32 protein-coding genes are annotated in these 26,008 nt (G+C 65.8%); 25 read left to right on the top strand and 7 right to left on the bottom strand.

Features of this window, described 5'->3' with window-relative positions; translation table 11 throughout:
• Window positions 1-37 precede the first annotated feature (37 nt).
• Window positions 38-454 carry a DUF4279 domain-containing protein gene (locus OVY29_RS06765; protein ID WP_081932964.1) on the bottom strand — a complete coding sequence of 139 codons (417 nt, stop codon included), beginning with the start codon at window positions 452-454 and terminating at the stop codon, window positions 38-40.
• A 125-nt stretch (window positions 455-579) separates the two neighbouring features.
• Here OVY29_RS06765 and OVY29_RS06760 point away from each other — a divergent pair, with 125 nt between their 5' ends.
• From OVY29_RS06760 to OVY29_RS06745, 4 genes are read left to right on the top strand one after another with little or no spacing between them, the layout of a single operon-like run.
• On the top strand, window positions 580-1,026 hold the full coding sequence (locus OVY29_RS06760) for a MarR family winged helix-turn-helix transcriptional regulator (RefSeq protein WP_037553945.1): 447 nt from the start codon (window positions 580-582) through the stop codon (window positions 1,024-1,026).
• Entirely contained in the window at window positions 1,019-1,300 is a 282-nt protein-coding gene (locus tag OVY29_RS06755; protein ID WP_052182030.1) for an HPr-rel-A system PqqD family peptide chaperone, read from the top strand. Before OVY29_RS06760 ends, OVY29_RS06755 begins: the two co-directional genes overlap by 8 nt.
• The gene (locus tag OVY29_RS06750) at window positions 1,297-2,163 is read left to right on the top strand and encodes an HprK-related kinase A (protein WP_037553942.1); all 867 of its coding nucleotides are present in this window, start codon (window positions 1,297-1,299) and stop codon (window positions 2,161-2,163) included. The genes OVY29_RS06755 and OVY29_RS06750 overlap by 4 nt, the downstream gene beginning before the upstream one ends.
• Window positions 2,160-3,173, top strand: coding sequence for a nucleotidyltransferase family protein (locus OVY29_RS06745; protein ID WP_052182039.1), 1,014 nt, complete (start codon window positions 2,160-2,162; stop codon window positions 3,171-3,173). The genes OVY29_RS06750 and OVY29_RS06745 overlap by 4 nt, the downstream gene beginning before the upstream one ends.
• Before the next feature lie 66 nt (window positions 3,174-3,239).
• On the opposite strand, the gene gph is transcribed toward OVY29_RS06745, so the two are convergent.
• Complete coding sequence (gene gph / locus OVY29_RS06740; RefSeq protein WP_037553941.1) at window positions 3,240-3,902, bottom strand: phosphoglycolate phosphatase; 663 nt, start codon at window positions 3,900-3,902, stop codon at window positions 3,240-3,242.
• A gap of 59 nt (window positions 3,903-3,961) precedes the next feature.
• Between gph and glmU the strand changes: the two genes are divergently transcribed.
• From glmU to OVY29_RS06695, 9 genes are all read left to right on the top strand, one after another.
• Window positions 3,962-5,329 (top strand): bifunctional UDP-N-acetylglucosamine diphosphorylase/glucosamine-1-phosphate N-acetyltransferase GlmU, encoded by a 1,368-nt coding sequence (gene glmU, locus OVY29_RS06735; protein WP_235211440.1) that lies wholly within the window; start codon window positions 3,962-3,964, stop codon window positions 5,327-5,329.
• Window positions 5,326-5,640 (top strand): hypothetical protein, encoded by a 315-nt coding sequence (locus OVY29_RS06730; protein ID WP_037553939.1) that lies wholly within the window; start codon window positions 5,326-5,328, stop codon window positions 5,638-5,640. The genes glmU and OVY29_RS06730 overlap by 4 nt, the downstream gene beginning before the upstream one ends.
• The gene (locus OVY29_RS06725) at window positions 5,637-6,098 is read left to right on the top strand and encodes a GNAT family N-acetyltransferase (RefSeq protein ID WP_037553938.1); all 462 of its coding nucleotides are present in this window, start codon (window positions 5,637-5,639) and stop codon (window positions 6,096-6,098) included. The genes OVY29_RS06730 and OVY29_RS06725 overlap by 4 nt, the downstream gene beginning before the upstream one ends.
• Window positions 6,099-6,129: 31 nt before the next feature.
• A complete protein-coding gene (locus OVY29_RS06720) occupies window positions 6,130-6,492 on the top strand; it encodes a ribbon-helix-helix domain-containing protein (protein WP_037553937.1) in 363 nt (120 codons plus the stop codon).
• Window positions 6,489-6,869 (top strand): PIN domain-containing protein, encoded by a 381-nt coding sequence (locus OVY29_RS06715; protein ID WP_037553936.1) that lies wholly within the window; start codon window positions 6,489-6,491, stop codon window positions 6,867-6,869. Before OVY29_RS06720 ends, OVY29_RS06715 begins: the two co-directional genes overlap by 4 nt.
• 16 nt (window positions 6,870-6,885) lie before the next feature.
• A complete protein-coding gene (gene glmS / locus OVY29_RS06710; protein ID WP_037553935.1) occupies window positions 6,886-8,709 on the top strand; it encodes a glutamine--fructose-6-phosphate transaminase (isomerizing) in 1,824 nt (607 codons plus the stop codon).
• Window positions 8,706-9,119: a GFA family protein gene (locus tag OVY29_RS06705; RefSeq protein WP_037553934.1), complete on the top strand. Its 414-nt coding sequence runs from the start codon at window positions 8,706-8,708 to the stop codon at window positions 9,117-9,119. The genes glmS and OVY29_RS06705 overlap by 4 nt, the downstream gene beginning before the upstream one ends.
• Before the next feature lie 5 nt (window positions 9,120-9,124).
• Entirely contained in the window at window positions 9,125-9,790 is a 666-nt protein-coding gene (locus OVY29_RS06700) for an HAD family hydrolase (RefSeq protein ID WP_037553933.1), read from the top strand.
• Window positions 9,791-10,058: 268 nt separating this feature from the next.
• Window positions 10,059-10,928, top strand: a complete 870-nt coding sequence (locus tag OVY29_RS06695) for a dienelactone hydrolase family protein (protein WP_037553932.1) — start codon at window positions 10,059-10,061, stop codon at window positions 10,926-10,928.
• A 15-nt stretch (window positions 10,929-10,943) separates the two neighbouring features.
• On the opposite strand, the gene OVY29_RS06690 is transcribed toward OVY29_RS06695, so the two are convergent.
• Window positions 10,944-11,411 (bottom strand): DUF411 domain-containing protein, encoded by a 468-nt coding sequence (locus OVY29_RS06690; RefSeq protein ID WP_037553931.1) that lies wholly within the window; start codon window positions 11,409-11,411, stop codon window positions 10,944-10,946.
• 47 nt (window positions 11,412-11,458) lie between these two features.
• Between OVY29_RS06690 and OVY29_RS06685 the strand changes: the two genes are divergently transcribed.
• Complete coding sequence (locus OVY29_RS06685) at window positions 11,459-12,025, top strand: hypothetical protein (protein ID WP_037553930.1); 567 nt, start codon at window positions 11,459-11,461, stop codon at window positions 12,023-12,025.
• 96 nt (window positions 12,026-12,121) lie between these two features.
• On the opposite strand, the gene OVY29_RS06680 is transcribed toward OVY29_RS06685, so the two are convergent.
• Together OVY29_RS06680 and OVY29_RS06675 are read right to left on the bottom strand one after the other, a co-directional pair.
• Window positions 12,122-13,138: an aldo/keto reductase gene (locus tag OVY29_RS06680; RefSeq protein WP_037553929.1), complete on the bottom strand. Its 1,017-nt coding sequence runs from the start codon at window positions 13,136-13,138 to the stop codon at window positions 12,122-12,124.
• A gap of 64 nt (window positions 13,139-13,202) precedes the next feature.
• Window positions 13,203-13,793, bottom strand: a complete 591-nt coding sequence (locus OVY29_RS06675) for a LysE family translocator (RefSeq protein ID WP_037553928.1) — start codon at window positions 13,791-13,793, stop codon at window positions 13,203-13,205.
• 73 nt (window positions 13,794-13,866) lie between these two features.
• Between OVY29_RS06675 and OVY29_RS06670 the strand changes: the two genes are divergently transcribed.
• From OVY29_RS06670 to queE, 10 genes are all read left to right on the top strand, one after another.
• Window positions 13,867-14,319: an Lrp/AsnC family transcriptional regulator gene (locus tag OVY29_RS06670; protein WP_037553927.1), complete on the top strand. Its 453-nt coding sequence runs from the start codon at window positions 13,867-13,869 to the stop codon at window positions 14,317-14,319.
• 67 nt (window positions 14,320-14,386) lie between these two features.
• On the top strand, window positions 14,387-15,373 hold the full coding sequence (locus OVY29_RS06665) for an LLM class flavin-dependent oxidoreductase (RefSeq protein WP_037553926.1): 987 nt from the start codon (window positions 14,387-14,389) through the stop codon (window positions 15,371-15,373).
• Between the two features lie 110 nt (window positions 15,374-15,483).
• Window positions 15,484-18,072, top strand: a complete 2,589-nt coding sequence (locus tag OVY29_RS06660; protein ID WP_037553925.1) for a TonB-dependent receptor — start codon at window positions 15,484-15,486, stop codon at window positions 18,070-18,072.
• Window positions 18,072-18,812 carry a hypothetical protein gene (locus tag OVY29_RS06655; RefSeq protein WP_037553924.1) on the top strand — a complete coding sequence of 247 codons (741 nt, stop codon included), beginning with the start codon at window positions 18,072-18,074 and terminating at the stop codon, window positions 18,810-18,812. Before OVY29_RS06660 ends, OVY29_RS06655 begins: the two co-directional genes overlap by 1 nt.
• Before the next feature lie 129 nt (window positions 18,813-18,941).
• Window positions 18,942-20,129: an aspartate aminotransferase family protein gene (locus OVY29_RS06650; RefSeq protein ID WP_037553923.1), complete on the top strand. Its 1,188-nt coding sequence runs from the start codon at window positions 18,942-18,944 to the stop codon at window positions 20,127-20,129.
• Window positions 20,130-20,157: 28 nt separating this feature from the next.
• A complete protein-coding gene (gene argF, locus OVY29_RS06645; RefSeq protein WP_037553922.1) occupies window positions 20,158-21,084 on the top strand; it encodes an ornithine carbamoyltransferase in 927 nt (308 codons plus the stop codon).
• Between the two features lie 10 nt (window positions 21,085-21,094).
• A complete protein-coding gene (locus tag OVY29_RS06640; protein ID WP_235211439.1) occupies window positions 21,095-22,018 on the top strand; it encodes an Hsp33 family molecular chaperone HslO in 924 nt (307 codons plus the stop codon).
• Between the two features lie 135 nt (window positions 22,019-22,153).
• Window positions 22,154-22,561, top strand: coding sequence for a hypothetical protein (locus tag OVY29_RS06635; protein ID WP_037553921.1), 408 nt, complete (start codon window positions 22,154-22,156; stop codon window positions 22,559-22,561).
• Between the two features lie 189 nt (window positions 22,562-22,750).
• Window positions 22,751-23,434 (top strand): 7-cyano-7-deazaguanine synthase QueC, encoded by a 684-nt coding sequence (gene queC / locus OVY29_RS06630; RefSeq protein WP_037553920.1) that lies wholly within the window; start codon window positions 22,751-22,753, stop codon window positions 23,432-23,434.
• A 4-nt stretch (window positions 23,435-23,438) separates the two neighbouring features.
• On the top strand, window positions 23,439-24,071 hold the full coding sequence (gene queE / locus OVY29_RS06625; RefSeq protein WP_037553919.1) for a 7-carboxy-7-deazaguanine synthase: 633 nt from the start codon (window positions 23,439-23,441) through the stop codon (window positions 24,069-24,071).
• A 3-nt stretch (window positions 24,072-24,074) separates the two neighbouring features.
• On the opposite strand, the gene OVY29_RS06620 is transcribed toward queE, so the two are convergent.
• Together OVY29_RS06620 and lipB are read right to left on the bottom strand one after the other, a co-directional pair.
• A complete protein-coding gene (locus OVY29_RS06620; RefSeq protein WP_037553918.1) occupies window positions 24,075-24,413 on the bottom strand; it encodes a hypothetical protein in 339 nt (112 codons plus the stop codon).
• A gap of 9 nt (window positions 24,414-24,422) precedes the next feature.
• The gene (gene lipB, locus OVY29_RS06615) at window positions 24,423-25,076 is read right to left on the bottom strand and encodes a lipoyl(octanoyl) transferase LipB (protein WP_037553917.1); all 654 of its coding nucleotides are present in this window, start codon (window positions 25,074-25,076) and stop codon (window positions 24,423-24,425) included.
• Window positions 25,077-25,208: 132 nt separating this feature from the next.
• Here lipB and OVY29_RS06610 point away from each other — a divergent pair, with 132 nt between their 5' ends.
• Window positions 25,209-25,955, top strand: a complete 747-nt coding sequence (locus tag OVY29_RS06610; RefSeq protein WP_037553916.1) for a hypothetical protein — start codon at window positions 25,209-25,211, stop codon at window positions 25,953-25,955.
• Window positions 25,956-26,008: the final 53 nt, after the last annotated feature.

Raw genomic sequence — 26,008 nt, 5'->3', positions numbered from 1 at the left:
TGCGGGACGGCGTCCGCTTTCGACCGGTTGCTGCCGTTCAATCAGGGACATCTTGCCCGTAGATATCGAGATCAATAAGCAGACCCCGTTCACCAACGCAAACAAGGGTTTCAGGTTGGAGGGTGAGGCCTTCGTTCCCGCTCGCTAGGAACAAACCGCAGAAAATCCTGCCTCGATAGCGTTTTGATAATGATCGCCATGGACCAAGGTCCTTCGTCAGGCCGTTCAACAGCCAGCTTATCTGGAAATCCAGATTTGCGGGTTCATGGGGGTGCGCTTTCAATCGCCATGACCCGGTGCGAGCAACCTTCTCGGCACCCAAGGAAGTAAGCCAAGTCCCGCCTTTTCGAACACCTACTGATGGTTCACCGCCTAGCAGATCGGTTATCTCGGTTGGATCAAGATCATCGCCGTAGAACCCAAGCGAGGCGGCGGATTTGTGCAAGATGGCCATGCACGCTGGTAACATTTGGACGTCCGCTTTCCACCCTAATCGGAAATCCTCGCCGCCCGGGATTGCGCACCGATAAAGGGCCGTTTAGGCTTCCGGCGCCGGGATAGTTGGGGGTTTTGACAAGCATGGCCGCGAAGAAGCTGAATCTCGACAATTTCCTGCCCTACCGCCTCTCCATCGCATCGAATGCCCTGTCGAGCCGGATCGCCGCCGAATATGAGAATCGCTTCGGGCTCAAGATTCCCGAATGGCGGCTGATGGCGGTGCTCGGCGAAGGCCAGCCGAAGACGCAGCGTGAGCTGGTCGCCGCGACGCGCATGGACAAGGTCACCGTGAACCGCGCCGCCAAGGTGCTCGCCGACCGCCAGTTGATCGCGCGCCAGGCGCACGAGGCCGACGGGCGCTCGCACCATCTCGAACTCACCGACACCGGGCGCTCGCTCTATGATGCGATCGTCCCCGCGGCGCTTGCGAGCGAGGCGCAGCTCGAATCGAACATCAGCGCGGGCGAACGCGCGAAGCTGATGGCCATCCTCGCCAAACTGACCGCCGCCGCCGAAGATTATGGCTGATCGCGCCTATCGCGCCGCCCCGGCCGATGCGCTGCGGATCGAACCGCTCGGCGAGCTGACTGCGATTTTCGACCGGCGGTCGATGCAGACGCATCTCGTCGTGTCGCCGTTGCCCGAGATATTGGACGCGATGGGTGCCGACGCCTGCACCCCCGCGCGCGTTGCCGAGCGGCTTGCTGCGACGTTCGACCTCGGCGGCGCCGGGGAGGCGCAGCCGATCCTTGCCGAGCGGCTTGGCGAACTCGCGGCGATGGGGCTGGTGGAGCGCGCGTGAGGCACAGCGTGCGCATTGCCGTCGGCCCGGTGCAATTTCGCATCGGCAGCGACTGGGCCGGTCCCGTGGCGGCGCTCGACCGTCTTTATGCCGGCTATCCGCGTGATGATGCGCGCCCTGCCGACGCGACGGTGCGGCTGTTTGCGGCGCGGCCGTGGCGGCGCTGGCTGCGCCCGTCGGTGCATATCGGCGGCGATTTCATCGTCCCCGGCGCGCTGCCGCTGCCGCTGTCGATGGGGCTGCTCGCCGCCGAGATGGCGATGAACCTGCAGGTCGCATTGGGGTGGCGGCGGCACCTGCTGCTCCACGCGAGCGCGGTCGCCAGGGACGACCGCGCGCTGATCATGTCGGGCGAATCGGGCTCGGGCAAATCGACCCTCGCCGCGCTGCTCGGAGAAGGCGATTGGCGGCTGATGGGCGACGAGTTCACGCTGATCGACCCGGCGGGTGGCGACGCTTTCGCCTTTCCGCGCGCGGTGAGCCTCAAGAATGAAGCGATCGCCGAGGTTGCTGCGCGCGTCGATGCCGCGCGGCTCGGGCCGCTGCTGGCGGGGACGCCGAAGGGCGATATCCGCCACCTGATCCCGCGCGCCGACGCGATCGCCGCGATGCACGCGCCCGCGCGCCCGGCGCTGCTGCTCTTCCCGCGCTTCGGCAGAGCGGCGGGCATCGAGTCGATGGGCGAGGGCGAGGCCTTCGTCCGGCTGACCGAGGCGTCGACCAACTATGTCGCGCTCGGCGAAGCGGGCTTTGCCGCGCTGACGCGGCTGGTGCGCGAAACGCCGGCGTTCGGCATCACCTATCCCGACAGCGCGGCGGGGATAGCGCTGGTCGAAGAATTATGGGCGGAGGCGGCGCGGTGAGCGCCGTCGCCGCCTTCGTCGATCTGCTCGCCGGGCGGCGCGACCCCGCGGGCCTTGCGCCGCGCGACTGGGACGGCGTGATTGGCGTCGCGCGCAGCGAAGCGATGCTCGCGACGCTCGCGCACCGGCTCGACGGCGCCGCCCTCCCGCATGCGGTTGCCGCGCTGTTCGCCGACCAGCGCGCGGCGGCAGAGGTCGCGCAGCGCCAAGCCTTGTGGGAAGCCGAAATGGCGCGCCGCGCGCTCGCGCCCGTGGGGATCGAGTTCGTGCTCCTGAAGGGCGCGGCCTATGCCGCCGCGGCCATGGCGTGCGCTGCCGGACGCCAGATCGGCGACCTCGATATCCTCGTGCTCGCGGCCGACATCCGCCGCGCCGAGAATGCGCTGCTCAAGGCGGGCTGGGAATGGGTCAAGTCGGACCCCTATGACGATCATTATTACCGCGCGCACATGCACGAACTGCCGCCGATGATCCACTCGGGCCGCGACCGCATGATCGACGTCCACCACACGATCCTGCCCAAGACGCACCGCATCACCCCCGACGCGCTCGCGCTGGTCAGCGATGCGGTGACGAGCGGGGACGGCTTTGCGGTGCTGCAACCGACCGACATGACGGTGCATTGCGCGGCGCACATGCTCGCCGACGGCGATCTGCAGGGGGGCTTGCGCAACCTTTGGGATTTTCACCTGATGACGCGCGATTTCGCCGCGGCCGACGCGGGGTTTTGGGGGCAGCTCGACGGGCGCGCCGACCTGCACGGGCTGCAAGCTGCGGTGCATCGCGCCGCCCGGCTGTCGCGCGACCTCTATGGCGCGGTGCTGCCGGGCGGATGGGACCGGCAAGACCCCGGTGACGCATGGTTCCGCCGCCGCCTGCTCGCGCGCGACGACTGGGGGCGGGTGACGAACCCGCTGCTCGAACAGGTTTTCTACATCCGCTCGCACTGGCTGCGCATGCCGCCCGCGATGCTCGCGAAGCATCTCTGGACGAAGTGGCGCAAACGCTAGCCGATTCTTGATTATCGTCATCCCGGCCTCCGCCGGGATGACGGACAAGGAGGCGATATTTCCCTTCTACAGCCGCGCGAGCAGCGGGACCAACTCGTCATAATGATCGATCACATGGTCGGCGCCCAGCTCGTTCGCGGGCCGATCGAGGAAGCCGAAGCTCACCGCGACGTTCGGCAGACCCGCATTTTTTGCCGCCGTTACGTCATAGATGCTGTCGCCGACGAACGCCGCACGTCCGCCGCCGCACCGCTCGAGCATCGCGCGGATCGGCTCGGGCGAGGGTTTGCGTGCCCCCACCGTGTCGCCGCCGATGATCGCCGCCATGCGGTCGGCGAGCCCCAGTTCGCCGAGCAGTTGCCGCGCGAGCCCCTCAAGCTTGTTTGTCACGACCGCGGTGCGCACGCCCAGCGCGTCGAGGCGGTCGAGCGCGGCGACGACGCCGGGAAAGGGGCGGCTGTGGACCGCGATATGCGCTTCGTAAAAGCGCAGCAGTTCGGGATAGAGGCGCTCAACCGCGCCATCGGGGACGCCGCCCGAAGCGCGCAGCCCCTCCTCGAGCATATGCTTCGCGCCGCGCCCGATCATCGGCCGCACCGCCGCCTCAGCAAGCGGCGCGCGATCCATTTGCGCGAGCGTATGATTGACCGCCGCGGCCAGGTCGCCGAGCGTATCGAGAAGGGTGCCGTCGAGATCGAAGCCGACGATCGCAAAAGGAAATCCGTTCATCCGCCGCGCATGGCGCGATGCTCTGGAAACCGCAATGATTTGCTGGCATGGCAGCGGCCATGAGCAATTCCATCGCCGCCCCCATTGCCGCCATTGTCCTTGCCGCGGGCAAGGGCACCCGCATGAAATCCGACCTGCACAAGGTGCTCCACCCGATCGCGGGGCGGCCGATGCTGTTGCACCTGATGGCGGCGGTCGATGCGCTCGCGCCGGCGAAGAAAGTGGTGGTCGTCGGCGACAAGGCCGATCAGCTCGAGGCCGCGCTCGGCGGCAGTGCCGAACTGGCGGTGCAGGACCCGCAACTTGGCACCGGCCATGCGGTGCGGCAGGCGGAGGGCGCGCTCGCGGACTTCGAGGGCGATGTGCTGATCCTCTATGGCGACGTGCCCTTCGTTCCCGAGGCAACGCTGCGGTCGATGATCGACCGGCTGAACACTCCCGACGCGCCCGCCGTCGTCGTCCTCGCCTTCGAACCCGCCGATCCGCTGCAATATGGCCGCGTGATTGCCGAAGGCGACCGCGTTGTGAAGATGGTCGAGCACAAGGACGCGACTCCCGAGGAGCGCGCGGTGCGGCTCTGCAATTCAGGGTTGATGGCGGCAAAGGCGCGCGACCTGTTCGCGCTGCTCGCGCGGGTGACCGACGACAACGCCGCGAAGGAATTTTACCTCGTCGATATCGTCAATATCGCGAATGCCGACGGGCGGTCGTGCGCGGTCGTGACGACCGATCCCGCCGACGTCGCCGGGATCAACAGCCGCGCCGAACTCGCCGCGGCCGAGGCGCAGTGGCAGGCGTTCAAACGCGAAGAAGCGATGGCGGGCGGCGCGTCGCTGCGCGCCCCCGACACGGTCTGGTTCTCGTGGGATACCGAGCTTGGCCGCGACGTGACGATCGAGCCCAATGTCTTTTTCGGTCCCGGCGTGTCGGTCGGCAATGGCGTCAATATCCGCGCCAACTGCCATATCGAGGGCGCGATCATCGGCGCGGGATGCGAAGTCGGTCCGTTCGCGCGGCTGCGCCCCGGCACGGTGCTGGGCGAGAAGGCGAAGATCGGCAATTTCGTCGAGGCCAAGAAGGCTGTGCTCGGCCCGGGCGCAAAAGCGAACCATCTCACTTATCTGGGCGACGTCAGCGTCGGCGCGAATGCCAACATCGGCGCGGGCACGATCACCTGCAATTACGACGGCTATTTCAAATATAAGACCGAGATCGGCGAGCGCGCCTTCATCGGATCGAACAGCGCGCTCGTTGCGCCGGTCAGGATCGGCGCCGACGCGATCGTCGCGGCGGGCAGCGCGGTGACGCGCGACGTCGCCGACGGCGAGCTTCGCATCGTGCGCGGCGAGCAGTTGATGAAGCCCGGCTGGGCCGACCGCTTCCACGACGCGATGCGCAAGAAGAAGGCGGCGGAGAAGAGCAAATGAGCGATCGCTACGACGACAAGCCCTTCCTGCGCTTCGTCGACGCGTGGGTGCTGAGGGCGATCGGCCATCTCGACGAAGCGACCGAGCGTTATTGCGAGGCGATGGTGCCGCAGCTCGAGCAGAGTTTCGGTGCGAAGGGAAGCTGGGATCAGATCGTTGCACAGCAGATGAAATTCGGTCCCGAACTGCCCGCGCAGATCCGGAAAATCTGGACCGATGGGCGGGCGCGCTTTGCCGAGGGCAATGGCGCGGCACCCGACCCGGTGCAATTCGCGATGATCTTCGTCGATCGCAATTTCGGGCGGGTATGAGCGATCTGATCGTCCGTCCGGCGATCCGCGCCGATTACGACCGCTGGCTCCCCTTATGGGACGGCTACAATGAATTTTACGGACGCAGCGGCGGTACCGCGCTGGCGCCCGAGATCACCGCGGCGACTTGGGAGCGCTTTTTCGATCCGTATGAACCGATGTTCGCGCTCGTCGCCGAACGGGACGGCGCACTGCTCGGCCTGACCCATTATCTGCTCCACCGCAGCACGACGTCGTTGCTGCCGTCGCTGTATCTGCAGGACCTCTTCGCTTCCGCAGGGGCGCGGGGGCAGGGCGTCGGTCGGGCGTTGATCGAAGCGGTCTATCGCGCCGCACGGGAGCGTTCGCTTCCGCGCGTATACTGGCTGACGCACGAAACCAACGAGACCGCGATGGCGCTCTACGATCGGGTCGCGGAAAAGTCGGGTTTCCTCGTCTACCGCAAGTCGATCGATTGACATGATATCATGATATGATATCAGTATATCAATGACTCGTATTCTTGCCGACCTGCCCGATGAAGATATCAAATGGCTCGACCAGCTTGCGGCCGAGCAGGGGAAGTCGCGCGCATCGGTGCTTCGCGAGGCGGTGGCGGCCTATCGCGCCGAGACGCCGAAGGACTGGCTGGAAGTGGGCTTCGGTGCCTGGGCGCGGCACGGCATTTCGATCGATCCGCGCGAATATGATCGCCAGCGGCGCGCCGAATGGACCCGGCCGTGGGACGATGATTATGAAGAGGTCCGGGCGGAATCGCCCGAATGTTTCACCGACGAGGATGACAAGGAACGCGCGCATTATCTGGCGCTGACCAAAAAAGCCGCCAAAAAGCGCAAAAAGAAGTCCGGATGAGCGGCTACAGCCTCGACGCCAATATCCTCATCGACACCTTGCTGGACCATGCTCCCGCCCAGCGGGAGTTGCGGCGCATCGCGGAAAGCGGGGCCCGCATGTGGATCAGCCGGATGGCGTGGATCGAAATATTGTCCAAGGGCCATGACGCGGTCGTTCGCGATGCGCTGCAGTTTCTCGGCCGTTTCGGGCTCGACGAAATCGACGATGAGATTTCGCACCGCGCGGCCGCGCTGCGCCGCGAACGATCGAGACTGAAAGCGCCCGATGCCATCATCCTTGCGACCGCCCAGATTCGCGGCCGCGTTCTCGTGACACGCAATACAAAGGATTTCCCGGCATCGATGCCGGGTATTCGCGTCCCCTACACGCTATAAGAGAAAGCCATTATCCATGTGCGGAATCATCGGAATCATCGGCACGACCCAGGTCGCGGACCGTCTCGTCGACGGGCTTCGGCGCATGGAATATCGCGGCTATGATTCGGCGGGCGTGTGCACGGTCGAGGACGGGCAGCTGATCCGCCGCCGCGCCGAAGGCAAGCTGGGTAATCTGGTGAAGGAACTGGCGGGCAACCCCGCGCCCGGCACCGTCGGCATCGCCCACACGCGCTGGGCGACCCACGGCGCGCCGACGACGAGCAACGCGCACCCGCACGCGACGGGCGAAGTCGCGCTCGTCCACAATGGCATCATCGAGAATTTCAAGCCGCTGCGCGAGGCGCTGACCGGCCGCGGACGGCGGTTCGAGAGCGAAACCGATACCGAAGTCGTCGCGCACCTCGTTTCCGAACAGGTCGAAGCCGGCAAATCGCCCGCCGATGCGGTGAAGGCGGTGCTGCCAGAGCTTCGCGGCGCCTTCGCGCTGGCGATCGCCTTTCGCAGCCACCCCGACCTGCTGATCGGAGCGCGCCTCGGCTCGCCGCTCGTCGTCGGTTATGGCGACGGCGAAACCTATCTCGGCAGCGACGCTTTGGCGCTCGCGCCGCTGACGCAGAAGATCGCCTATCTCGACGAAGGCGACTGGGTCATCGTCGGGCGCGAAGGCGCGCAGATATTCGACGCCGACAATAATCCCGTCGAGCGCGAGATCACCACCTCGGGCGTCACCGCCGCAGCGGTCGAGAAGGGCAATTACCGCCACTTCATGCAGAAGGAGATTTTCGAGCAGCCGACGGTGGTCGCGCAGACGCTCTCCTCGTACATTCGCCCGCTCGAACAGACGGTCGCGCTGCCGCAGATGGATTTCGACCTTTCGAAGATCGACCGCATCACGATAGTTGCATGCGGCACCAGCTTCTACGCCGGAATGGTCGCCAAATATTGGTTCGAGACCTTCGCGCGCGTGCCCGTCGACATCGATGTCGCGTCGGAGTTCCGTTACCGCGATCCGGTGCTGGCGCCGGGCGGTCTCGCGCTCTTCATCTCGCAGTCGGGCGAGACCGCCGACACGCTCGCGGCGCTCCGCCACTGCAAGGCGCATGGCCAGACGATCGCGGTCGTCGTCAACGTGCCGACCAGCAGCATGGCGCGCGAAGCCGACCTGCTGCTCCCGACCCACGCGGGGCCCGAAATCGGCGTCGCCTCGACCAAGGCCTTCACCTGCCAGCTCGCGGTGCTCGCCGCGCTCGCGGCGCATCTCGCGCTCAAGAAGGGCAAGCTCAGCGCCGCCGACGAGCGCGAGATCGTCAAACATCTGATCGAGGCGCCCGCCGCGCTCAACGCCGCGCTCGCGCACGACGAGGATATCGCCGCGATGGCGCACCTCGTCGCCCCCGCGCGCGACGTGCTCTACCTCGGCCGCGGCCCCGACTATCCGCTCGCCCTCGAGGGCGCGCTCAAGCTCAAGGAAATCAGCTACATCCACGCCGAAGGCTATGCCTCGGGCGAGATGAAGCACGGCCCGATCGCGCTGATCGACGAAGCGGTGCCGGTGATCGTCCTCGCCCCGTCGGGCCCGCTGTTCGAAAAGACCGTCAGCAACATGCAGGAAGTCATGGCGCGCGGCGGCAAGGTCGTGCTGATCAGCGACGCCGAAGGCCTCGCCGAAGCCGGCGACGGCTGCATGGCGACGATCGAGATGCCCAAGGTCCACCCGCTGATCGCGCCGCTCGTCTATGCGGTGCCGGTGCAGTTGCTCGCCTATCATGTGGCGGTCGCGAAGGGGACCGATGTCGATCAGCCGCGCAATCTGGCCAAGTCGGTGACGGTGGAATGAGCTGGGAGACGAGCTGCCATTGCGGCGCCGTTTCGGTGCGCCTCGCCAAGGCACCCGAAGAACTCGCCGAGTGCAATTGCTCGCTCTGCTTTTCGCATGGCATTCTCTGGGCCTATTGTTCGCCGCGCGATGTGGTGATCGAAGGCGAAACGCGGACCTACAACCGCGCCGACCGCGAAAACCCCAATTCGGACCTGCATTTCTGCGCCACCTGCGGCTGCTCGACGCACTGGTCGGCCACCGAAGGCCTGATCGAGCGGATGGGCGGCGAAGTCGACCTGATGGGCGTCAACATGCGCCTGTTTGCGCCCGAACAGCTTCGCGGGTTGAAGCTGGCCTTTCCCGACGGGCGCGGCTGGTCGGGCGAGGGACCGTGGACCCATGTCCGCGAACATGAGGTGATGCGCTGAATCCCATGTCCTATGCAGCGGTGATCTTCGACTTCGACGGCGTCGTCGCCGACAGTGAGGTGCGCGCGAACCTCTCGCTCGCCGAAAGCCTGACCGCGGCGGGGATGCCTGCGACCTATGACGAATGTCTGCGCGACTATTACGGCCATAACTGGCAGGAGACGCAGCGGCGGATCGAGGCGCGTTACGGGCGGCCGCTTCCCGCCGATTTCCGCGAAACGCACCGCGAGCGGGCGCGGGCGCGCTATATGGAAGGGTTCGATGCCGTCGCGGGCGTCGCCGACTTTCTCGATACGCTCGGCGCCACGCCGCGCGCGATCGCCTCGTCGAGCCGCGCCGAATATATCGGCTGGGCGCTGGGACTGTTCGGGCTTGGCCATCATTTCGGCGAGCATGTCTACAGCGCCGACGGCTGGGATCGCGGCAAGCCTTTTCCCGACATCTATCTTGCGGCGGCAAAGGGGCTGGGGGTCGATCCGGCGGCGTGCCTCGCGATCGAGGATTCGCCGACCGGCGCGCAAGCGGCGATCGCGGCGGGGATGACGGTGGTCGGCTTCTGCGGCGCGGGGCATATCGTCGACCGCGCGGCGCACGGCGCAATGCTGCGCGAGGTTGGCGTTCATCATGTGGCGCTGAACTTTGATGAGATAATGATCCTCCCTGTCGCGTAGCCATGGGGAGGTGGCAGCGCGAAGCGCTGACGGAGGGGCCTATGGCGCACCCGTCGCGGCCCCTCCACCATCGCCTGCGGCGACGGTCCCCCTCCCCATGGCTTCGCCACAGGGAGGATCTAATCGGGCAAAAACCGCTGTCCTATAAAGCGAGCGTCGATTAGCTTTGCCCTCTGGTCGATCCCGATAACGGGACGAAACCTGCAATCGCGAGTGAAGTTGCGCAGTTTTCTGCGCCTTTTCAAAAAATGCCCCAAGGAGAGAGCCCATGTGTACCGAAAAGATGGAAGCCGATCGCGACCGCGCCGGAATGCCCGTCGCGCGCCGCAGCTTCACCACGCTCGCGGGTGCGGGCGCGTTGATGGCGGCGCTGCCGGCGCGCGCGATCGCGGGCAAGCCGGTGAAGGGCCGCGACGTCACCATCACGACCGCCGACGGCATTTGCGACGCCTATTTCGTCGCCCCCGCCGAGGGCAAGCACCCCGGCGTGCTGGTGTGGCCCGACATTCGCGGGCTGCGCCCCGCCTTTCGCCAGATGGCCGACCGGCTCGCGGGCGAGGGCTATGCGGTGCTGACGGTGAATCCCTTCTACCGCTGGCAGAAGGCGCCCGTCGTCGATGCCGAGAATAATTGGGGCGTCGCCGCGGTGCGCGAAAAGCTGTTCGGCTATCTCAAGCAGCTCACCAAGCCGATCGTCGAGACCGACGCGAAGGCGCATCTCGCCTTCCTCGACGCGCAGGGCGAGGTCGATACGAAGCGGGGGCTCGGCACCACCGGTTACTGCATGGGCGGGCCGATGACCATCTATACCGCGGCGCTGAAGCCCGACCGCGTCGGCGCGGCGGCGAGTTTTCACGGCGGCGGCGTGGGCACCGACAAGCCCGACAGCCCGCACCTGCTGATCCCCGGCACCAAAGCCGGCTATCTTTTCGCGATCGCCGAGGATGACGACAAGGAAAGCCCGAACGAGAAAGTCCTGCTGAAATCGGTGCTCGAACCCCGCAAGCAATGGCACGAGGTTGAGGTCTATCCGGCCCAGCACGGTTGGTGCCCGCCCGACGGCCGCGTCTATAGCGAAGCGGCGGCGGAGAAGGCGTGGGCGCGGATGCTCGAACTGTTCAAGGCCGAGCTGGCCTGAAGCCCCGCTTGACGGTCAGTGCGCGTGCGCGCCGCCGCTCGCGGCGTAGCTCGCATAGACGCGCTGGCCGCCGGGGCCGAAGGTCATGACCTTATAGGCTTCGCGGTGGTCGCCATGTTCCATGCCGGGCGACCCGACCGGCATGCCCGCGACGGCGAGGCCCTTCACGCCCTTCGGCTTTTCGCGGAGCAGGCGGGCGATCTCCTTCGCGGGGACATGGCCCTCGATCACATATCCCCCGACGAGCACGGTGTGGCAGCTTCTGAGCGCCTGCGGCACGCCCTGCTTGTCCTTGACCGCGGCCATGTCGGGCGAATTGACGACGACCGCCTTCGCCCCGAACGAGGTCTTCACCTGCTCGAGCCATTTGAGGCAGCAGCCGCAACCCGCGTCGCGGAACATCGTTGGGTTCGCGGCATGCGCGGTGCCGATGACGGCGGAGAAGGCGGCGAGGGCGAAAAACGCGCGGCGGGCAGAAGTCATCGCAAATCCTTTTGGTGGAACGGGACGCGAAGCTACAGACAGGTCCCATGAAAGTCCATTTCATCCGCTCGGGCGAACGCCGCTACAGCATGCGCATCGAGCGCGAAGGCGCCCCGGCGCTCGTCATGGATCCGGCGCCGGGCTTCGATCCAGACCTGCCGCACGATATGGTGCATTTCGTCGTCGAGGCGGCGCTTGGCCTGAAGGCCGGCGTGTTCGGCCAGATCGCGGCGGGCGGCGACGCGGGCTCCTTCCATGTCGAGGCGGGCGGTGCGCTGTCGGCGAAGGAGCGTCAGCGCGCAGCGCGCAAGCAGGTCGCGAAGGGCGCGAAGCTGATCAAAAGCCAAGGCCGCGAGGGCGAGCTGTCCGAACTCGCCGCCTTCCTTTTCGACGTCGCTTGGCGGAGCGGCCAGCGCCCCGACAGCGCGGCGCAGCGCGCGGCGCTCGGTGAGGCGGAACGGACGCGCGCTTCGCTCAGCGCCGACGAGCGCGCGCAATTCGACGCCGCGCGGCGGCGGGTGTTTGAGGATTTCGAGCGGCTTTCGGCGACATGGCGGGCGCTGCGGGTCGGCGAGGCGCTGACCCTCGAATGGCCGCCCACTAAAGTTATTTGAATCGTCATCCTCGGACTTGATCCGGCATCCGTTATTCCACCGTCGCGTAAATGGATCCCGGATCAAGTCCGGGATGACGAAATGAAAGGACCGGCTTTACCCCATCGGGTAGAGGATGTCCTTGCTCACCTTGTGCAGAGCCTTCATCACCTCGTCCGAAAGCACCAGTTCCATCGCATCGAGGATCGGCTGGACCTGATCATAGGCGCTGACCCCGACGATCGTCGACGCGACGAAATCATGCTGTTTCGACCACGCCGTCGCCATCGTCACCGGATGCAGCCCGGCTTCTTCGGCGATCTTCAGATAGCGTTCGGTCGCGGCGAGCGTCTTGTCGTTGACGAAGCGGCGGCCCATCGCCGCCTGCCGCCCCTCCATCTGCAAGTAGCGCGAGAAGCGCGCGCCCTCGGGGGTCGCGCCGCCCTGATATTTGCCCGTCAGAACGCCGCCGGCGAGCGGCGAATAGGGGATCAGGCTGACGCCTTCCTGCCGGCACACTTGCGCCAGCTCGTCCTCGAAGCGGCGGTTGTTGAGGCTGAAATTATTCTGGATCGTGTGATAGCGCGCAAGCCCAAGCTTCTCCGACGCCGCGAGCGACTTCATCAGCCCCCAGCTCGTCTCGTTCGAGCAGCCGAGGATGCGCACCTTGCCGGCGCGAACTAGCTCGTCGAGCGCGTCCATCATCTCGTCATAGGGCGCGTCATGGTCGGGCCAGTGCGTCTGGTAGAGGTCGACATAGTCGGTCTGAAGCCGCGTCAGGCTGTCGTCGATGGCCTGCATGATATTCTTGCGGTCGAGCGCGGTCATGCCGCCCCGGCATGGCGATTTGAACCACACATGGCTCGGACCCGAGACTTTCGTCGCGAGGATGATCGCGTCGCGCGGCTTGGTCTTCATCCAGCGCCCGACGATTTCCTCGGTGCGGCCGACCCATTTGACGTCGGGCGGCACCGGATAGCCCTCGGCGGTGTCGAAGAAATTGATCCCGGCGTCGAAGCAGCGGTCGAGCACGAGGAACGCCGTCGCCTCGTCGGCCTGGCTGCCGAAGGTCATCGTCCCCATGCAGATGTCGGAGACGTGGATGGCGCTTTGTCCGAGGCGGCGGCTTTGCATGGCTCTGTTCTCCGGTCAGAGGGAGGGGAGCGCCGTCTTTAGGTTGCGGGATGCAACCTTGCAATCAGATCAGCAGCGCGAGCGAGCCGACGAGCAGCGCCGCCATCGTCCAGTTGAACGCTTTCAATCGCGCCGGGCTCGACAGCCAGCCGCGCAGCGACACCCCCATTACCGCCCACAGGCTGGTCGAGGGCAGGTTGATGATCCCGAAGATCACCGCGACGAGCAGCACCGCGGCGAAATTGCGGTCGGGCGCGTAGAGCGCGATCGCGGTGAGCGCCATCGACCAGGCCTTCGGATTGACCCACTGGAACAGCACCGCCTGAAAGAAGCTCATCGGCTTGCCGCGCGCGCTGCCCGTCGTGTCGGGTGCGGCGGCATTGGCGATCTTCCACGCGAGCCAGAGCAGATAGGCGACGCTCACCACCTTGAGTATGATATTGAGCACGGGAAACAGGTCGAACAGCCCCATCAGCCCGACGCCGACGAGGACGATCATCAGCGTGAAGCCGATGCCGACGCCGAGCGCATGCGGAACGGTGCGGCGCAGGCCGAAATTGGCGCCCGACGCCATCAGCATCATATTGTTCGGCCCCGGGGTGATCGACGAGACGAGCGCGAAGGCGGAGAGCGCGGCGAGGGTGGTCTGTTCCATGCGCGCAACATAATGCGTTTAGCTGCGCGACGGATTGCAAAGATGACCCGCATTCGGTTAGATTATGCAATCCATGATCAAGATCGACGCCATCGGCCGCAAGATATTGCACGAATTGTCGCGCGACGGGCGAATCTCGAACCTCGAACTCGCCGATCGCGTCGGGCTGTCGCCCTCGGCCTGCCTGCGCCGCGTGCAGGAACTCGAACGCAGCGGGGTGATCAAGGGCTATCGCGCGGTGATCGACCCCGCGAAGCTCGGGCTCACCTTCCTTGCCTATGTGACCGTAGGGCTGTCGTCGCACACCAAAAAGTCGCAGGCCGGTTTTGAGGCCGCGATGGCCGAGGCGCCCGAAGTGCGCGAATGCCACAATATCACCGGCACGATCGAATATCTGCTGCGCGTCGAGACCGAGGATCTCGCGTCGTACAAGCATTTCCACACCGAGGTGCTCGGCGTGCTGCCGCAGGTGCATTCGATCACCACCTATGTGCTGATGGACTCGCCCAAGGACGAGCGGGCGTAGTTTTTCTTCGCGCCGCCCGTGAAGCGGTGCGCTTGCACCTCTCACTCGCCAACCGCATATCGGTTTCATGACGAAACTCTCTTTCCTCGACCTCGTGCCCGTTACCGATACCGGCACGATCGCCCAGTCGCTCGCCAACGCCGCCGATCTCGCAAGGCATGCCGAGGCGCTCGGCTATGCGCGCTATTGGGTCGCCGAACATCATGGCATGGCGGGGATCGCGAGCGCCGCGACCTCGGTCGTGCTCGCGCATATCGGGCAGGCCACCAAGAGCATTCGGATCGGATCGGCCGGTATCATGCTGCCGAACCATGCGCCGATGGTGATCGCCGAGCAATTCGGCACCCTCGAAGCCTTGTTCCCTGGCCGTGTGGATTTGGGATTGGGACGCGCACCCGGATCGGATCAGCGCGTCGCGCGCGCCTTGCGCCGCACCCTCGCGAGCGACGAGCGCCAGTTTCCGCAGGATGTGCTGGAATTGCAGGCCTTTCTCGCCGGCGACGAACAACTCGGTATCACAGCGGTTCCGGGCGCGGGCACCCATATCCCGCTGTGGATTCTCGGATCCAGCACCTTTGGCGCACAGCTCGCGGCGATGCTCGGGCTGCCTTACGCCTTCGCCAGCCATTTCGCGCCCGACGCGCTCGACGAAGCACTCGATATCTACCGCCGCCAGTTCAAACCCTCGGCGCAGCTCGCCGAACCCTATGCCGCGGCGGCGTTCAACGCCTTCGCCGCCGACACGCGTGAGGAGGCCGAACTCCTCGCCTCGTCGCAGCAGCAGGCGTTCGTCGCGCTGCGCACCGGCAATCCGGGCAAGATGAAGCCGCCGCTCGCGGGCTATAAGGACAGTCTGCCGCCCAATGCGCGGGCGATCCTCGACCATGTGCTGCAATGCTCGGCGATCGGCACCGCCGACGACATCGCGGCGGGCCTCAAGGCCTTTCAGACGCGCACCGGTGTCGACGAGGTGATCATCGCTTCGTCGATGTACGATCACGGTGCGCGCAAACGCTCGCTCGCGCTGACGATGGAGGCGGCGCGCTTGCTTTGACAATGTGACGGCGACGTCACGAAAGAATAGTCGTATTGTCATTGATGCGTCGTCGAATCGACGCGGCGGACCCCTAGGCGCAGCGCGTCTTTCCAAAAGGGGTCGCTTTCATGTCCGTCAAACTCTCCCTCGCCGGCGTCAGCGCCATCGCGCTGCTCGCCGCCTCGCCAGCTTTCGGGCAGGGCGCCACGCCGACCGACGAGGGCGAGGCGATCGTCGTCACCGGCCAGCGCGCGCAGCAGGAACGCGCGATCGAGATCAAGCGCGAGGCCGTCGGCATCATGGACGTCGCCGCGGCGGACGAGATCGGCCAGCTTCCCGACCGCAACGTCGCCGAAGTGATCGAGCGCCTGCCCGGCGTCGGCGTGCAATATGATCAGGGCGAGGGACGCTATGTCGCGATCCGCGGTATTCCGTCGGACCTCAACAATTATACCGTCAACGGCTTCGAGCTCGGCAACCCCGACGGCAACACGCGCCGTCTGCCGCTCGACATCGTCTCGGGGCAATTGCTCAACCGCGTCGAGGTGACCAAGGCGAAGACCGCCGATCTCGATGCGCAGGGTATCGGCGGCACGATCAACCTCGTGACTCAGACCGCGTTCGACTTCGCCGAGCCTTTCGTCCTCTCGGCCAATGTGCAAGCGGGTTACCAGACGCTCAACGAGAAGGTGCCGGTACGCGGCGATGCGAGCATCGGCGGGCGCTTCGGCGGCGACGAGCAATTCGGCATCCTGATCGGCGCGAGCTATTCGAAGCGCGATTTCCAGAGCTTCGGCATCTTTCCCGACGATTGGGCGCCGTTTCCGGGCGCGGCGCGCGGCGGGCTGCCGACCAACATCAAATATACCGATTACCAGCTCGAGCGCGAACGCATCGGGGGCATCGCCTCGCTCGACTGGCGGCCGAGCGACACGACCCACCTGTGGGCGCGCGGGCTCTACAGCAAATTCACCGAGAATGAATATCGCCAGCGCTTCCGCCTCGATTTCGCGACGCAGGCACAACGGGACAATGGGACCGTAACATTGAACCCAGATGGCTTGACCGGCGTATCGACAGTGACCGAGCAGCGATCGGACCTGCGGCTTGAGTATAAGGAGAAGTCCGTTCTCGTCGGCATGGTCGGCGGGACGACCGAGGCCGACGACTGGACCTTCGACTATGGCATCGCGCGCTCGCACAATGAAGTGATCGAGCCGAACCAGCTCTGGCAATTCCGCGGCAACCCGGGGACCGTCGATTTCGACTTCACCGACAAATTGTTCAGCGCGGTGCCGCGCACTCCGCTGACCGCCGACGGCCTCGGCTTTCGCCAATATACGGTGCAGGACGAAAGCGGCGACGAATATATCTGGACTGGCCGGCTCGACGTCACGCGCAAGCTTGGCTTCGGCGACGACAGCTGGCTGAAGCTCGGCGGGAAATATCGCGCGACCGACAAGGATTTCGATGCGAACAACAGCATCTTTTCGCGGGGGAGCAATGCGGCGACGCGCTTCACGCTCGGCCAGTTCGGCTTGCAGGGCGCCGACGTGATTTCGCATGCCGGCGGCGGGCACGACTATCTGATCACGCCGGTGATTGACGCCGGCCTGATCGACGCCTTCACCGCTGACCCCGCGAACGCGGCCTATTTTGTGCTCGACGAGAGCTCGACGCTCGCCAATGCGACGCTGGACGACCTCGACCTCGGCGAAGATATCGCGGCGGGCTATGCGATGGCGAACCTCGATTTCGGGTCGATCACGGTGACGCCGGGCATCCGCGTCGAACGCACCGACCTGACGATCCGCGGGTTCCAGCTCGAGAATGAGGCCGACGTCGTCCCGGTGAACGCGAAGCGCAGCTACACCAACTGGCTGCCGAGCCTGATCGTGCGGATCGAACCGAATGACGAGGTCATTGTCCGCCTCGCCTATACGCGCAGCGTCGGGCGTCCCAATTATTCGGACCTCACCCCCGGCGGCGAGATCGCCTATGAAGCGAACGACGACGGCACATTCGACGGGTCGGTGTCGCTCGGCAACCCGAACCTCGAACCCTATGTCGCCGACGCGCTCGACGCCTCGGCCGAGTGGTATTTTGCGAAGGGCGGGCTGCTTTCGGTCGGCGTGTTCGCCAAATTCATCCAGAACCCCGTCTATACACAAAGCTTTACGCTGCTCGACACCAGCTATGGCGGGCGCGATTATGCCGTGCTCGGCTTCTCGCAAAAGGCGAACGGGACGAGCGCCGACATCATCGGGCTTGAGCTCGCCTATCGCCAGCAGTTCGACTTCCTGCCGAGCTTTCTCTCCGGCTTCGGGCTCGAGGCGAATATGACGCTGATCGATTCGAAGCTGAAAGTTCCCGGCCGTGCCGACCCCGCGGCGTTCCCCGAGCAGTCGAACCTGCTCTATGGCGCGCAGCTTTTCTATCAGAAGGGGCCGATCGAGGCGTCGATCGCCTATCACAACACCGGCAGCGCGCTGATTTCGCTCGGCGCCGATATGCTCGGCGATCAGTATAATGACGATCTGCGCCGGCTCGACGCCAAGGCGTCGTTCGCGTTGACCGACAATGTCAGCCTGTTTGTCGAGGGGCAGAATCTGACCGACGAGCCGACGCGCCAGTATCAGGGCGAGCGCCGTGACTGGATCATCCAGAACGAACGCTATGGCCGGACCTTCTATGCCGGCGCGTCGGTGCGCTTCTGATGCTCGCCGCCGCGCTCCTGACGCTTGCGACGATCGCGGCGCCCGAGGCCGATCAGGGCGTCGCGGCGGATCGGACCCATGTCTATGCCATCGATAATTTCGCGATCGGCAAATATGACAAGGCGAGCGGCAAGCGGGTCGCCGCGTGGGAAGGCGACCCCAAGCTGTTCCCGCACCTCAACAGCTGCGCGGTGGTGAAGGCCGAGCTCGTCTGCGCCGCCTCCAATTATCCGAAGGTGCCGATGGCGAGCAGCGTCGAGATTTTCGATGCAAAGACGCTCCGCCATGTCCGCACGGTCAGCCTCGGGCGGATCTATGGTTCGCTCACCGCGATGGACTGGCACGGCGGAAGCTGGTGGGCGGTGTTCGCTAATTATGACGACCGCGGCGGCGAGCCGGGGCGCGACCACCGCTTCACGACGCTGGTTCGCATGGACGCCTCCTTTCGTCCGCTCGAATCCTGGCTTTTCCCCGACGCCGTACTCGCGCGCTTCGCGCCCAAAAGCTGTTCGGGTTTCGCGTGGGGCGCCGACGGGCTGATGTACGCCAGCGGGCACGACCGGCCCGAAATCTATGCGCTGCGGTTGCCGAAGGCGGGCGCGACGCTCGAACTGGTGGCGACGCTGCCGGTGCCGACCGAGGGGCAGGCGATCGACTGGGACCCGGCCGAGCCGCGCCTGCTGTGGTCGATCGATCGCGCGAAGAAGGAAATCCGGGCGACGCCGGTTCCGGCGCTCTGATCTTTTTGTCGTCCGGGCGCACGGCGCCGCTGTGTTGACGCGCCTCCGGCACCGGCAGTATAGGAGCCGCCCGACCAAGGGCGGCCCGAACGGGGTCGCCTTTTTACTTTTGACTGAAAGGTGCTTGCCATGTCGATCACGCCGCTGATGCCCGTATACCCCCGGTGTGCCGTGCGTCCGGTGCGCGGCGAGGGCGCCTATCTGATCGGCGAGCGAGGCGAGCGCTATCTGGACTTCGCGAGCGGGATCGCGGTCAACCTGCTCGGTCACGGCCACCCGCACCTGACCAAGGCGATTCAGGAGCAGGCCGCGACGCTGATGCATGTGTCGAACCTTTACGGCAGCCCGCAGGGTGAGGCCTATGCCGCGCGGCTGGTCGACAATACCTTCGCCGACACGGTCTTCCTGACCAACTCGGGCGCCGAGGCGGTCGAATGCGCGATCAAGACCGCGCGCGCCTATCATTCGAGCGCGGGCAATCCCGAAAAGCACACCCTCATCACCTTCAACAACGCCTTCCACGGCCGCACGCTCGGCACGATCTCGGCGACCAATCAGGAAAAGCTGCGCAAGGGTTTCGATCCGCTGCTGCCCGGCTTCGCCTATGCGCCGTTCGACGACATCAACGCCGCGCTCGATCTGGTCGACGACAACACCGCGGGTTTCCTTGTCGAGCCGATCCAGGGCGAGGGCGGCATCCGCCCCGCCTCGCAGCCTTTCCTGCAGGCGCTGCGCGACATCTGCGACAAGCGCGACCTGATGCTGATCTTCGACGAGGTCCAGTGCGGCGTCGCGCGCACCGGCCATCTCTATGCCTATGAACATTATGGTGTCGCCCCCGACATTATGGCGAGCGCCAAGGGCATCGGCGGCGGCTTCCCGATGGGGGCGTGCCTCGCGACCGAAAAGGCGGCGCGCGGCATGGTCATTGGCACGCACGGGTCGACCTATGGCGGCAACCCGCTCGCTTGCGCGGCGGGGCAGGCGGTGCTCGACGTCGTGCTCGAAGATGGCTTCCTCGATCAGGTGAAGGCGACCGGCGAGCGGCTGCGCGGCGCGCTCGAACAGCTCATCCCCAACCACGACCATCTGTTCGACAGTGTGCGCGGTGTTGGCCTGATGCTCGGCCTCAAGCTCAATTCGGACAGCCGCGCGTTCGTCGCGCACCTGCGCGACAATCACGGGCTGCTGACCGTCGCGGCGGGCGAGAATGTCGTCCGCGTGCTGCCGCCGCTCAACATCGACGACAGCCACATCGCCGAATTCATCGAAAAACTGTCGGCAGGCGCGGCGAGCTACACGCCGCCCGAGTCCTGATGTTTTCCGTTCCTGCAGAACGGAGGGCATGATGCGGCGCTTCCTGAACCTGTCCGACGCGGGCGGCGACGCCGTAGCCGCGATGCTGTCGGACGCGATCGACCGCAAGACGGCGCGCGCGGGCTGGCCGAAGGCAAAGCCCGACGCCGATGCGCCGCTCGCGGGCCATGTGCTCGCGATGGTGTTCGAGAAGAATTCGACGCGCACGCGCGCATCCTTCGACATCGCGATCCGCCAGCTCGGCGGGGTGCCGATGATCATGGACGCGGGCGTGACCCAGCTCGGGCGCGGCGAGACGATCGCCGATACCGCGCGCGTGCTGTCGCGTTATGCCGATGCGATCATGATCCGCACCGACGATCATGCGAAAGCCGAGGAACTCGCCGAATATGCGAGCGTGCCGGTGATCAACGGCCTCACCGACCTCTCGCACCCGTGCCAGATCGTCGCCGACCTGCTGACGGTGGTCGAGAGTGGCAAGGCCCTGCCGGGGCTCGAACTCGCGTGGCTCGGCGACGGCAACAATGTCCTCGCGTCGCTGATCGAGGCGGCGGGGCTGTTCGGCTTCCACGTCCGCGCCGGCGTGCCGCAAGGCTATGAGCCCGAGGCGAGCTTCGTCGAGGCGGCGCGGGCGAAGGGTTCACGCATCGAGGTCGTGCGCGATGCGCGCGAGGCCGTGGCGGGCGCCGATCTGGTCGTCACCGACACATGGGTGTCGATGGGACAGGATCACGCGCATAACAAGATTGCGGCGATGGCGCCTTATCAGGTCGACGAGCGACTGATGGCGGGTGCGAAGAAAGACGCGATCTTCCTTCATTGCCTGCCCGCGCACCGCGGCGACGAGGTCGTCGATGCGGTGATCGATGGCGCGCAGTCGCGCGTCTGGGACGAGGCCGAAAACCGCGTCCATGCGCAAAAATCGATCCTGCTCTGGGCGCTCGGGAAATTGTGAGTTTAAGGACGTGAGCGAGACCATCGAAACCTGGTTCGACCAGCCTTTGCTGTTCACCATCGCCAAGCGCCATGTACGCGGGCGGCTGGTGCGGCTCGGGCCGACGCTGCGGACGATTATCGGCGCACATAATTATCCGCCGGTCGCCGAAAAACTGCTCGCCGAGGCGCTGGTGCTCACCGTGCTGCTCGGCTCGACGCTGAAGGACGAGAACGGCCAGATGACGCTGCAGGCGCAGACCGGCGGCGGGCCGGTCGAGCTGCTCGTCTGCGATTATCGCGGCGGCGAACTGCGCGGCTACCTCAAGTTCGATGCCGAGCGGCTAGCCGAGGCGGGTTCCGATCCGACCTTGTTCGCGCTGTTCGGCGAGGGCTTTCTTGCGATCACCTTTGATCAGGCGACGACCGGCGAACGCTATCAGGGCATCGTTCCGCTCGAAGGCACGTCGATCGGCGAGGCGGCCGAGCATTATTTCGAGCAATCGGAGCAGATTTCGAGCCTGATCAAGCTCGCCGCGCGTCATGATCCCGAGGCGGGATGCGTTGCCGGCGGATTGCTGCTCCAGCATCTTCCCGAGGGCGAGGTCGGCCGCGACCGGTTGCACGTTCGCCACGACAATCCCGAATGGGAGCATGCCAAGACGATCGCGGCGACGCTCAAGGACGAGGAGCTCACCGATCCCGCGACCTCGCTCGAGACGCTGGCGTGGCGGCTTTTCCATGAGGATGAGGTGCGCGTCGAGCCGGGCGTTACAGTGTCGCGGGGCTGCCGGTGCAGCACCGGCTATTTCGCCGGCGTGCTCGCGCAATTTCCCGAGGCCGAGCGCGCCGAAATGGCCGACGACGACGGCAGGATCGTCGTCGACTGCGCCTTTTGCTCGCGCTTTTTCCCGATCCCGCTCGACGAGATCGCGACCCACGATCGCGCCGAATAACCGAACGGGCTTCGTCGAAGCCGGCGACGAAACGAGCAAATCCAGCGCCAAGCGGTTGAAAAGCCTCGGGCGCGTTGTTACCTACGGGCAACGGGGTCGCATCCAGCCCGCGCGGCGACCAGTGGACAGGTGAAAATGGCGATCTTCTCTCCCCTCGTGCGATATGGTTTGATGGCGCTCGGCCTTGCGGGCGCGGCGACCGCGGTGCCGGCGCAGGCGCCGTCGCTGGCGATGCTCGACCGGCTCGAAAAGGGCAGCTGGCAGCTGCGTGAACGCGGCAAGGACGCGGTCGTCCAGACCGTCTGCGTCGGCGACGCGCGGCGGATGATCCAGGTCTATCACCCGGGTGCGACCTGTTCGCGCTATGTCATCGAGGATACGCCGAATTCGGTGACCGTCCACTATACCTGTCCCGGCGCCGGGCACGGTCGTACGACCATCCGCAGCGAGACGAACCGGCTGGTCCAGATCGATACGCAGGGCATTGCCGAGGGCCGGCCCTTCTCGCAGGCGATCGAAGCGCGGCGCACAGGCGGCTGCTGATCTTTGCGCGCCGCGCTAACCCGATGTTTACCATCCGGCGCTAGGTCGAAGGAAGACATGCTTCTTCGTATGTCTTCTCCCTAACGGCTGTCATGCCGGACTGGGCCGCGCGGCGACCGCCTCGCGGCCCGTTTCTTTGATGCGGCGGGCCCTCTTGCACCCCCGGCGGCACGGGCCTATCTGGCGCCGATGCAGCAAGTTTCCGGAAAAAGCGTGATCGTCCTTCTGTCGGGCGGGCTCGACTCGATGGTCTGTGCGGGCCTCGCGCGCGAAGCGGGCGCGCGCATCGTCGCGCTCACCATCGACTATAACCAGCGCCACCGCGTTGAACTCGAATCCGCCGCGCGCATCGCCGACTATGTCGGCGCCGCCGAACATATCGTGTTGCCGCTCGACCTCCGCCGTTTCGGCGGCTCGGCGCTGACCGCCGACATCGACGTGCCCAAGGACGGAGTGGGCGACGATGTCCCGATCACCTATGTCCCCGCGCGCAACCTGATCTTCCTGTCGTTGACGCTCGGGCTCGCCGAGGCACGGGCTGCGCAGGACATCGTCATCGGCGTCAATGCGCTCGACTATTCGGGCTATCCCGACTGCCGCCCCGAATTCATCCAGGGTTTCGAGAAGCTCGCGGCGCTGGCGACGCGCGACGGCGACAAGGGCGTCGAATTCCGCATCCATGCGCCGCTCCAGCATATGACCAAGGCCGATATCGCCGCCGAAGCGGCGCGGCTCGGCATGGACGCGGGGATGAGCTGGTCGTGCTACGATCCGACGCCCGAGGGGCTGCATTGCGGGGCGTGCGACAGCTGCCGCCTGCGGTCGAAGGGCTTCGCCGACGCGGGTCTCACCGACCCGACGCGCTACGCCTGAAGCCATGACCTACGCCGTCAAAGAGATTTTCCTCACCCTGCAGGGGGAGGGGGCGCAGGCGGGACGCCGCGCGGTCTTCTGCCGCTTTGCCGGCTGCAATTTGTGGACGGGACGCGAGCAGGACCGTGCCAAGGCGATCTGCCAGTTCTGCGATACCGATTTCGTCGGCACCGACGGCACGCTCGGCGGCAAGTATAAATCGGCCGCGGCGCTAGCCGACGTTGTCGCCGAAAGCTGGGGCGAGGGCGGCGAGGACCGCTATATCGTGCTCACCGGCGGCGAGCCGATGCTGCAGGTCGACGACGCGCTGATCGGTGCGCTGCACGATCGCGGCTTCACCATCGCGATCGAAAGCAACGGCACGCTGCCGATCCCGCGCAGCATCGACTGGATCTGCGTCAGCCCGAAAGCGGGAAGCGAACTGGTTCAGACGAGCGGCGACGAACTCAAACTCGTCTGGCCGCAGCCCGGCAGCGATGTCGCGCGGCTCGCGGGCCTCGACTTCAAACATCTGCTCGTCCAGCCGCTCGACGACCCGAACGCGAGCGCCAATGTGCAGGCGTGCATCGATCTGGTGATGGCCGATCCGCGCTGGCGCCTGTCGCTCCAGACGCACAAGCATCTGGGGCTGCGCTAGGCGTTATTCTCCCTTCTTGGCGGCGGCGTCGTCGGTAATCGCCTTTTTCGCGATCGGCATGTCGACCGCTTCGGGATCGTCGCCGTCGTCGCTCGCGGCTTCGTCGCCCTCGCTCGCCGCTTCGGCCTTGGGCGCGTCCTTTTTCGTGTCATCGTCGGGAATGCTGTTGTCGACCGCAGTGCCGTCGCCCGCCACATTATCGAGGACGATCATCGAATCGCTGATCGATCCGGGCTGGACCTCGACCGCGTCGAGCTTGGTCGTCGATTTGCCCGTGCTGTCGCCGCCGCCGCAGGCGGCCAGGGCGAGCAGGGGGAGCGAGGTGAGGAATATGCGGGTCATGCGGGCTTCCTAGTCGGTCGGCCCGAGCTTGTCGAGAAAGGCGGGCAGTGTCTGGGCCAGCGCCGCGTCGACATCGGCGAAGGTCGCGGCCTTGCCGAGCGCGGCGAGGCTGGTCACCGGAAACTCGGCGATGCCGCACGGCACGATCCCGCCGAAATGCGCGAGGTCGGGCGCGACGTTGAGCGAAAAGCCGTGCATCGTCACCCAGCGCTTCACGCGCACGCCGATTGCGCCGATCTTCGCTTCGCGGCCCTCCACATCATCGGTCCAGATGCCGATCCGCCCCTCGGCGCGCCGCGCCGCGACGCCGAGCAGCGCGAGCGCGTCGATCACCCAGCCTTCGAGCGCCGAAACATAGGCGCGCACGTCGCGCCCGCGCCGCGTCAGGTCGAGCTGGACATAGCCGACGCGCTGGCCGGGCCCATGATAGGTATAGCGTCCGCCGCGCCCCGCATCGTAAACCGGGAACTGCGGATTGAGCAGCTCGGCGGGATCGGCGCTCGTTCCCGCGGTATAGAGCGGCGGATGCTCGATCAGCCAGATGCGCTCGCCGGCGCTCCCTGCGTGGATCGCCGCGGCGCGCGCCTCCATGTCGACGAGCGCCGCGTCATAGCAGGTGAGGCCGGGGCTTATCGTCCATTCGGGCGGGGGCAGGGCGGTCATTGTGCCGGCTATCTGGCCCGCCGGGGCCTCGGACGCAAGACCCCCCGGCCCGCATGACCGACAGGGCTGGACAGACGCGCCGAAGATCGTCACCTTCGCGCCAACGGGGAACCAAAAAATGACGGGGTATCAATGGTAAAATTCGACATGGGCGCGGCGTGGGACGACACGTTGCAGCTTTTGAAATCGCACACGGCGCTCGTCGGCACGATCGCGGGCGTATTTCTCTTCCTGCCGGCGCTCGCCTTCGCCTGGTTCGGACCCGTTCCGATCGAGCCGCCCGCGGGCGCCGATTTCAACCAGGTCATGGCGACATTCCGCGAAAGCTTCCGCCAGATGATCCCCGGGCAGGTGGTGATCGCGCTTTGCACCCTGATCGGAACCGCAGCGATCCTGAGGCTCTGGCTCTCGCGGGCGGGGATCAGCGTCGGCGAGGCGCTGACCTTCGGCCTGATGCTCTTCCCGACGATGATTGCGGTCCAGATCCTGTGCGGAATCGCGATCGGTTTCGGTTTCATCCTGCTGATCGTGCCCGGCATCTACCTGATCGGGCGGCTCGCGCTTGTGACGCCTGCAATCGCCGATCGCCGGATCTACAATCCTTTCGAGGCGATCCGGACGAGCTGGGAGCTCACGCGCGACAACGGCTGGGCCGTGTTCTTCTTTCTGTTTCTCGTCGGCATCGTGATCGTGATCGCGGCGTTGATCATCGGCGGCGTCGTCTCGGTGATCTTCGGCAGCGAACCGGGCCTCGGCCGCATGATGGGCGGGCTGGTCGAGGCGGCGTTCGGCGCGATCGGAAGCCTGGTGTCGATCGCGGTATCGGCGGCCGCTTATCGCCAGCTCGCGCTACGGACCTCGTCCGAGGTGTTTCAGTGACGGGCAAGCCCGCAATAATGATAAAGGTGTCGCAATCGGGACGAAGCCGGTCG

Origin of the sequence: Sphingopyxis sp. SE2, from assembly GCF_032227185.1 — a bacterium.
Lineage (GTDB): Bacteria > Pseudomonadota > Alphaproteobacteria > Sphingomonadales > Sphingomonadaceae > Sphingopyxis.
This window is presented reverse-complemented; position numbering and strand designations above follow the sequence as displayed.

Excerpts from the sequence above, each read along its gene's own strand:
- OVY29_RS06765 (WP_081932964.1), bottom strand. The coding sequence starts at position 454 with ATGGCCATCTTGCACAAATCCGCCGCCTCGCTTGGGTTCTACGGCGAT.
- OVY29_RS06760 (WP_037553945.1), top strand. The coding sequence starts at position 580 with ATGGCCGCGAAGAAGCTGAATCTCGACAATTTCCTGCCCTACCGCCTC.
- OVY29_RS06755 (WP_052182030.1), top strand. The coding sequence starts at position 1,019 with ATGGCTGATCGCGCCTATCGCGCCGCCCCGGCCGATGCGCTGCGGATC.
- gph (WP_037553941.1), bottom strand. The coding sequence starts at position 3,902 with ATGAACGGATTTCCTTTTGCGATCGTCGGCTTCGATCTCGACGGCACC.
- glmU (WP_235211440.1), top strand. The coding sequence starts at position 3,962 with ATGAGCAATTCCATCGCCGCCCCCATTGCCGCCATTGTCCTTGCCGCG.
- OVY29_RS06730 (WP_037553939.1), top strand. The coding sequence starts at position 5,326 with ATGAGCGATCGCTACGACGACAAGCCCTTCCTGCGCTTCGTCGACGCG.
- OVY29_RS06725 (WP_037553938.1), top strand. The coding sequence starts at position 5,637 with ATGAGCGATCTGATCGTCCGTCCGGCGATCCGCGCCGATTACGACCGC.
- OVY29_RS06720 (WP_037553937.1), top strand. The coding sequence starts at position 6,130 with ATGACTCGTATTCTTGCCGACCTGCCCGATGAAGATATCAAATGGCTC.
- OVY29_RS06715 (WP_037553936.1), top strand. The coding sequence starts at position 6,489 with ATGAGCGGCTACAGCCTCGACGCCAATATCCTCATCGACACCTTGCTG.
- glmS (WP_037553935.1), top strand. The coding sequence starts at position 6,886 with ATGTGCGGAATCATCGGAATCATCGGCACGACCCAGGTCGCGGACCGT.
- OVY29_RS06705 (WP_037553934.1), top strand. The coding sequence starts at position 8,706 with ATGAGCTGGGAGACGAGCTGCCATTGCGGCGCCGTTTCGGTGCGCCTC.
- OVY29_RS06700 (WP_037553933.1), top strand. The coding sequence starts at position 9,125 with ATGTCCTATGCAGCGGTGATCTTCGACTTCGACGGCGTCGTCGCCGAC.
- OVY29_RS06695 (WP_037553932.1), top strand. The coding sequence starts at position 10,059 with ATGTGTACCGAAAAGATGGAAGCCGATCGCGACCGCGCCGGAATGCCC.
- OVY29_RS06690 (WP_037553931.1), bottom strand. The coding sequence starts at position 11,411 with ATGACTTCTGCCCGCCGCGCGTTTTTCGCCCTCGCCGCCTTCTCCGCC.
- OVY29_RS06685 (WP_037553930.1), top strand. The coding sequence starts at position 11,459 with ATGAAAGTCCATTTCATCCGCTCGGGCGAACGCCGCTACAGCATGCGC.
- OVY29_RS06680 (WP_037553929.1), bottom strand. The coding sequence starts at position 13,138 with ATGCAAAGCCGCCGCCTCGGACAAAGCGCCATCCACGTCTCCGACATC.
- OVY29_RS06675 (WP_037553928.1), bottom strand. The coding sequence starts at position 13,793 with ATGGAACAGACCACCCTCGCCGCGCTCTCCGCCTTCGCGCTCGTCTCG.
- OVY29_RS06670 (WP_037553927.1), top strand. The coding sequence starts at position 13,867 with ATGATCAAGATCGACGCCATCGGCCGCAAGATATTGCACGAATTGTCG.
- OVY29_RS06665 (WP_037553926.1), top strand. The coding sequence starts at position 14,387 with ATGACGAAACTCTCTTTCCTCGACCTCGTGCCCGTTACCGATACCGGC.
- OVY29_RS06660 (WP_037553925.1), top strand. The coding sequence starts at position 15,484 with ATGTCCGTCAAACTCTCCCTCGCCGGCGTCAGCGCCATCGCGCTGCTC.
- OVY29_RS06655 (WP_037553924.1), top strand. The coding sequence starts at position 18,072 with ATGCTCGCCGCCGCGCTCCTGACGCTTGCGACGATCGCGGCGCCCGAG.
- OVY29_RS06650 (WP_037553923.1), top strand. The coding sequence starts at position 18,942 with ATGTCGATCACGCCGCTGATGCCCGTATACCCCCGGTGTGCCGTGCGT.
- argF (WP_037553922.1), top strand. The coding sequence starts at position 20,158 with ATGATGCGGCGCTTCCTGAACCTGTCCGACGCGGGCGGCGACGCCGTA.
- OVY29_RS06635 (WP_037553921.1), top strand. The coding sequence starts at position 22,154 with ATGGCGATCTTCTCTCCCCTCGTGCGATATGGTTTGATGGCGCTCGGC.
- queC (WP_037553920.1), top strand. The coding sequence starts at position 22,751 with ATGCAGCAAGTTTCCGGAAAAAGCGTGATCGTCCTTCTGTCGGGCGGG.
- queE (WP_037553919.1), top strand. The coding sequence starts at position 23,439 with ATGACCTACGCCGTCAAAGAGATTTTCCTCACCCTGCAGGGGGAGGGG.
- OVY29_RS06620 (WP_037553918.1), bottom strand. The coding sequence starts at position 24,413 with ATGACCCGCATATTCCTCACCTCGCTCCCCCTGCTCGCCCTGGCCGCC.
- lipB (WP_037553917.1), bottom strand. The coding sequence starts at position 25,076 with ATGACCGCCCTGCCCCCGCCCGAATGGACGATAAGCCCCGGCCTCACC.
- OVY29_RS06610 (WP_037553916.1), top strand. The coding sequence starts at position 25,209 with ATGGTAAAATTCGACATGGGCGCGGCGTGGGACGACACGTTGCAGCTT.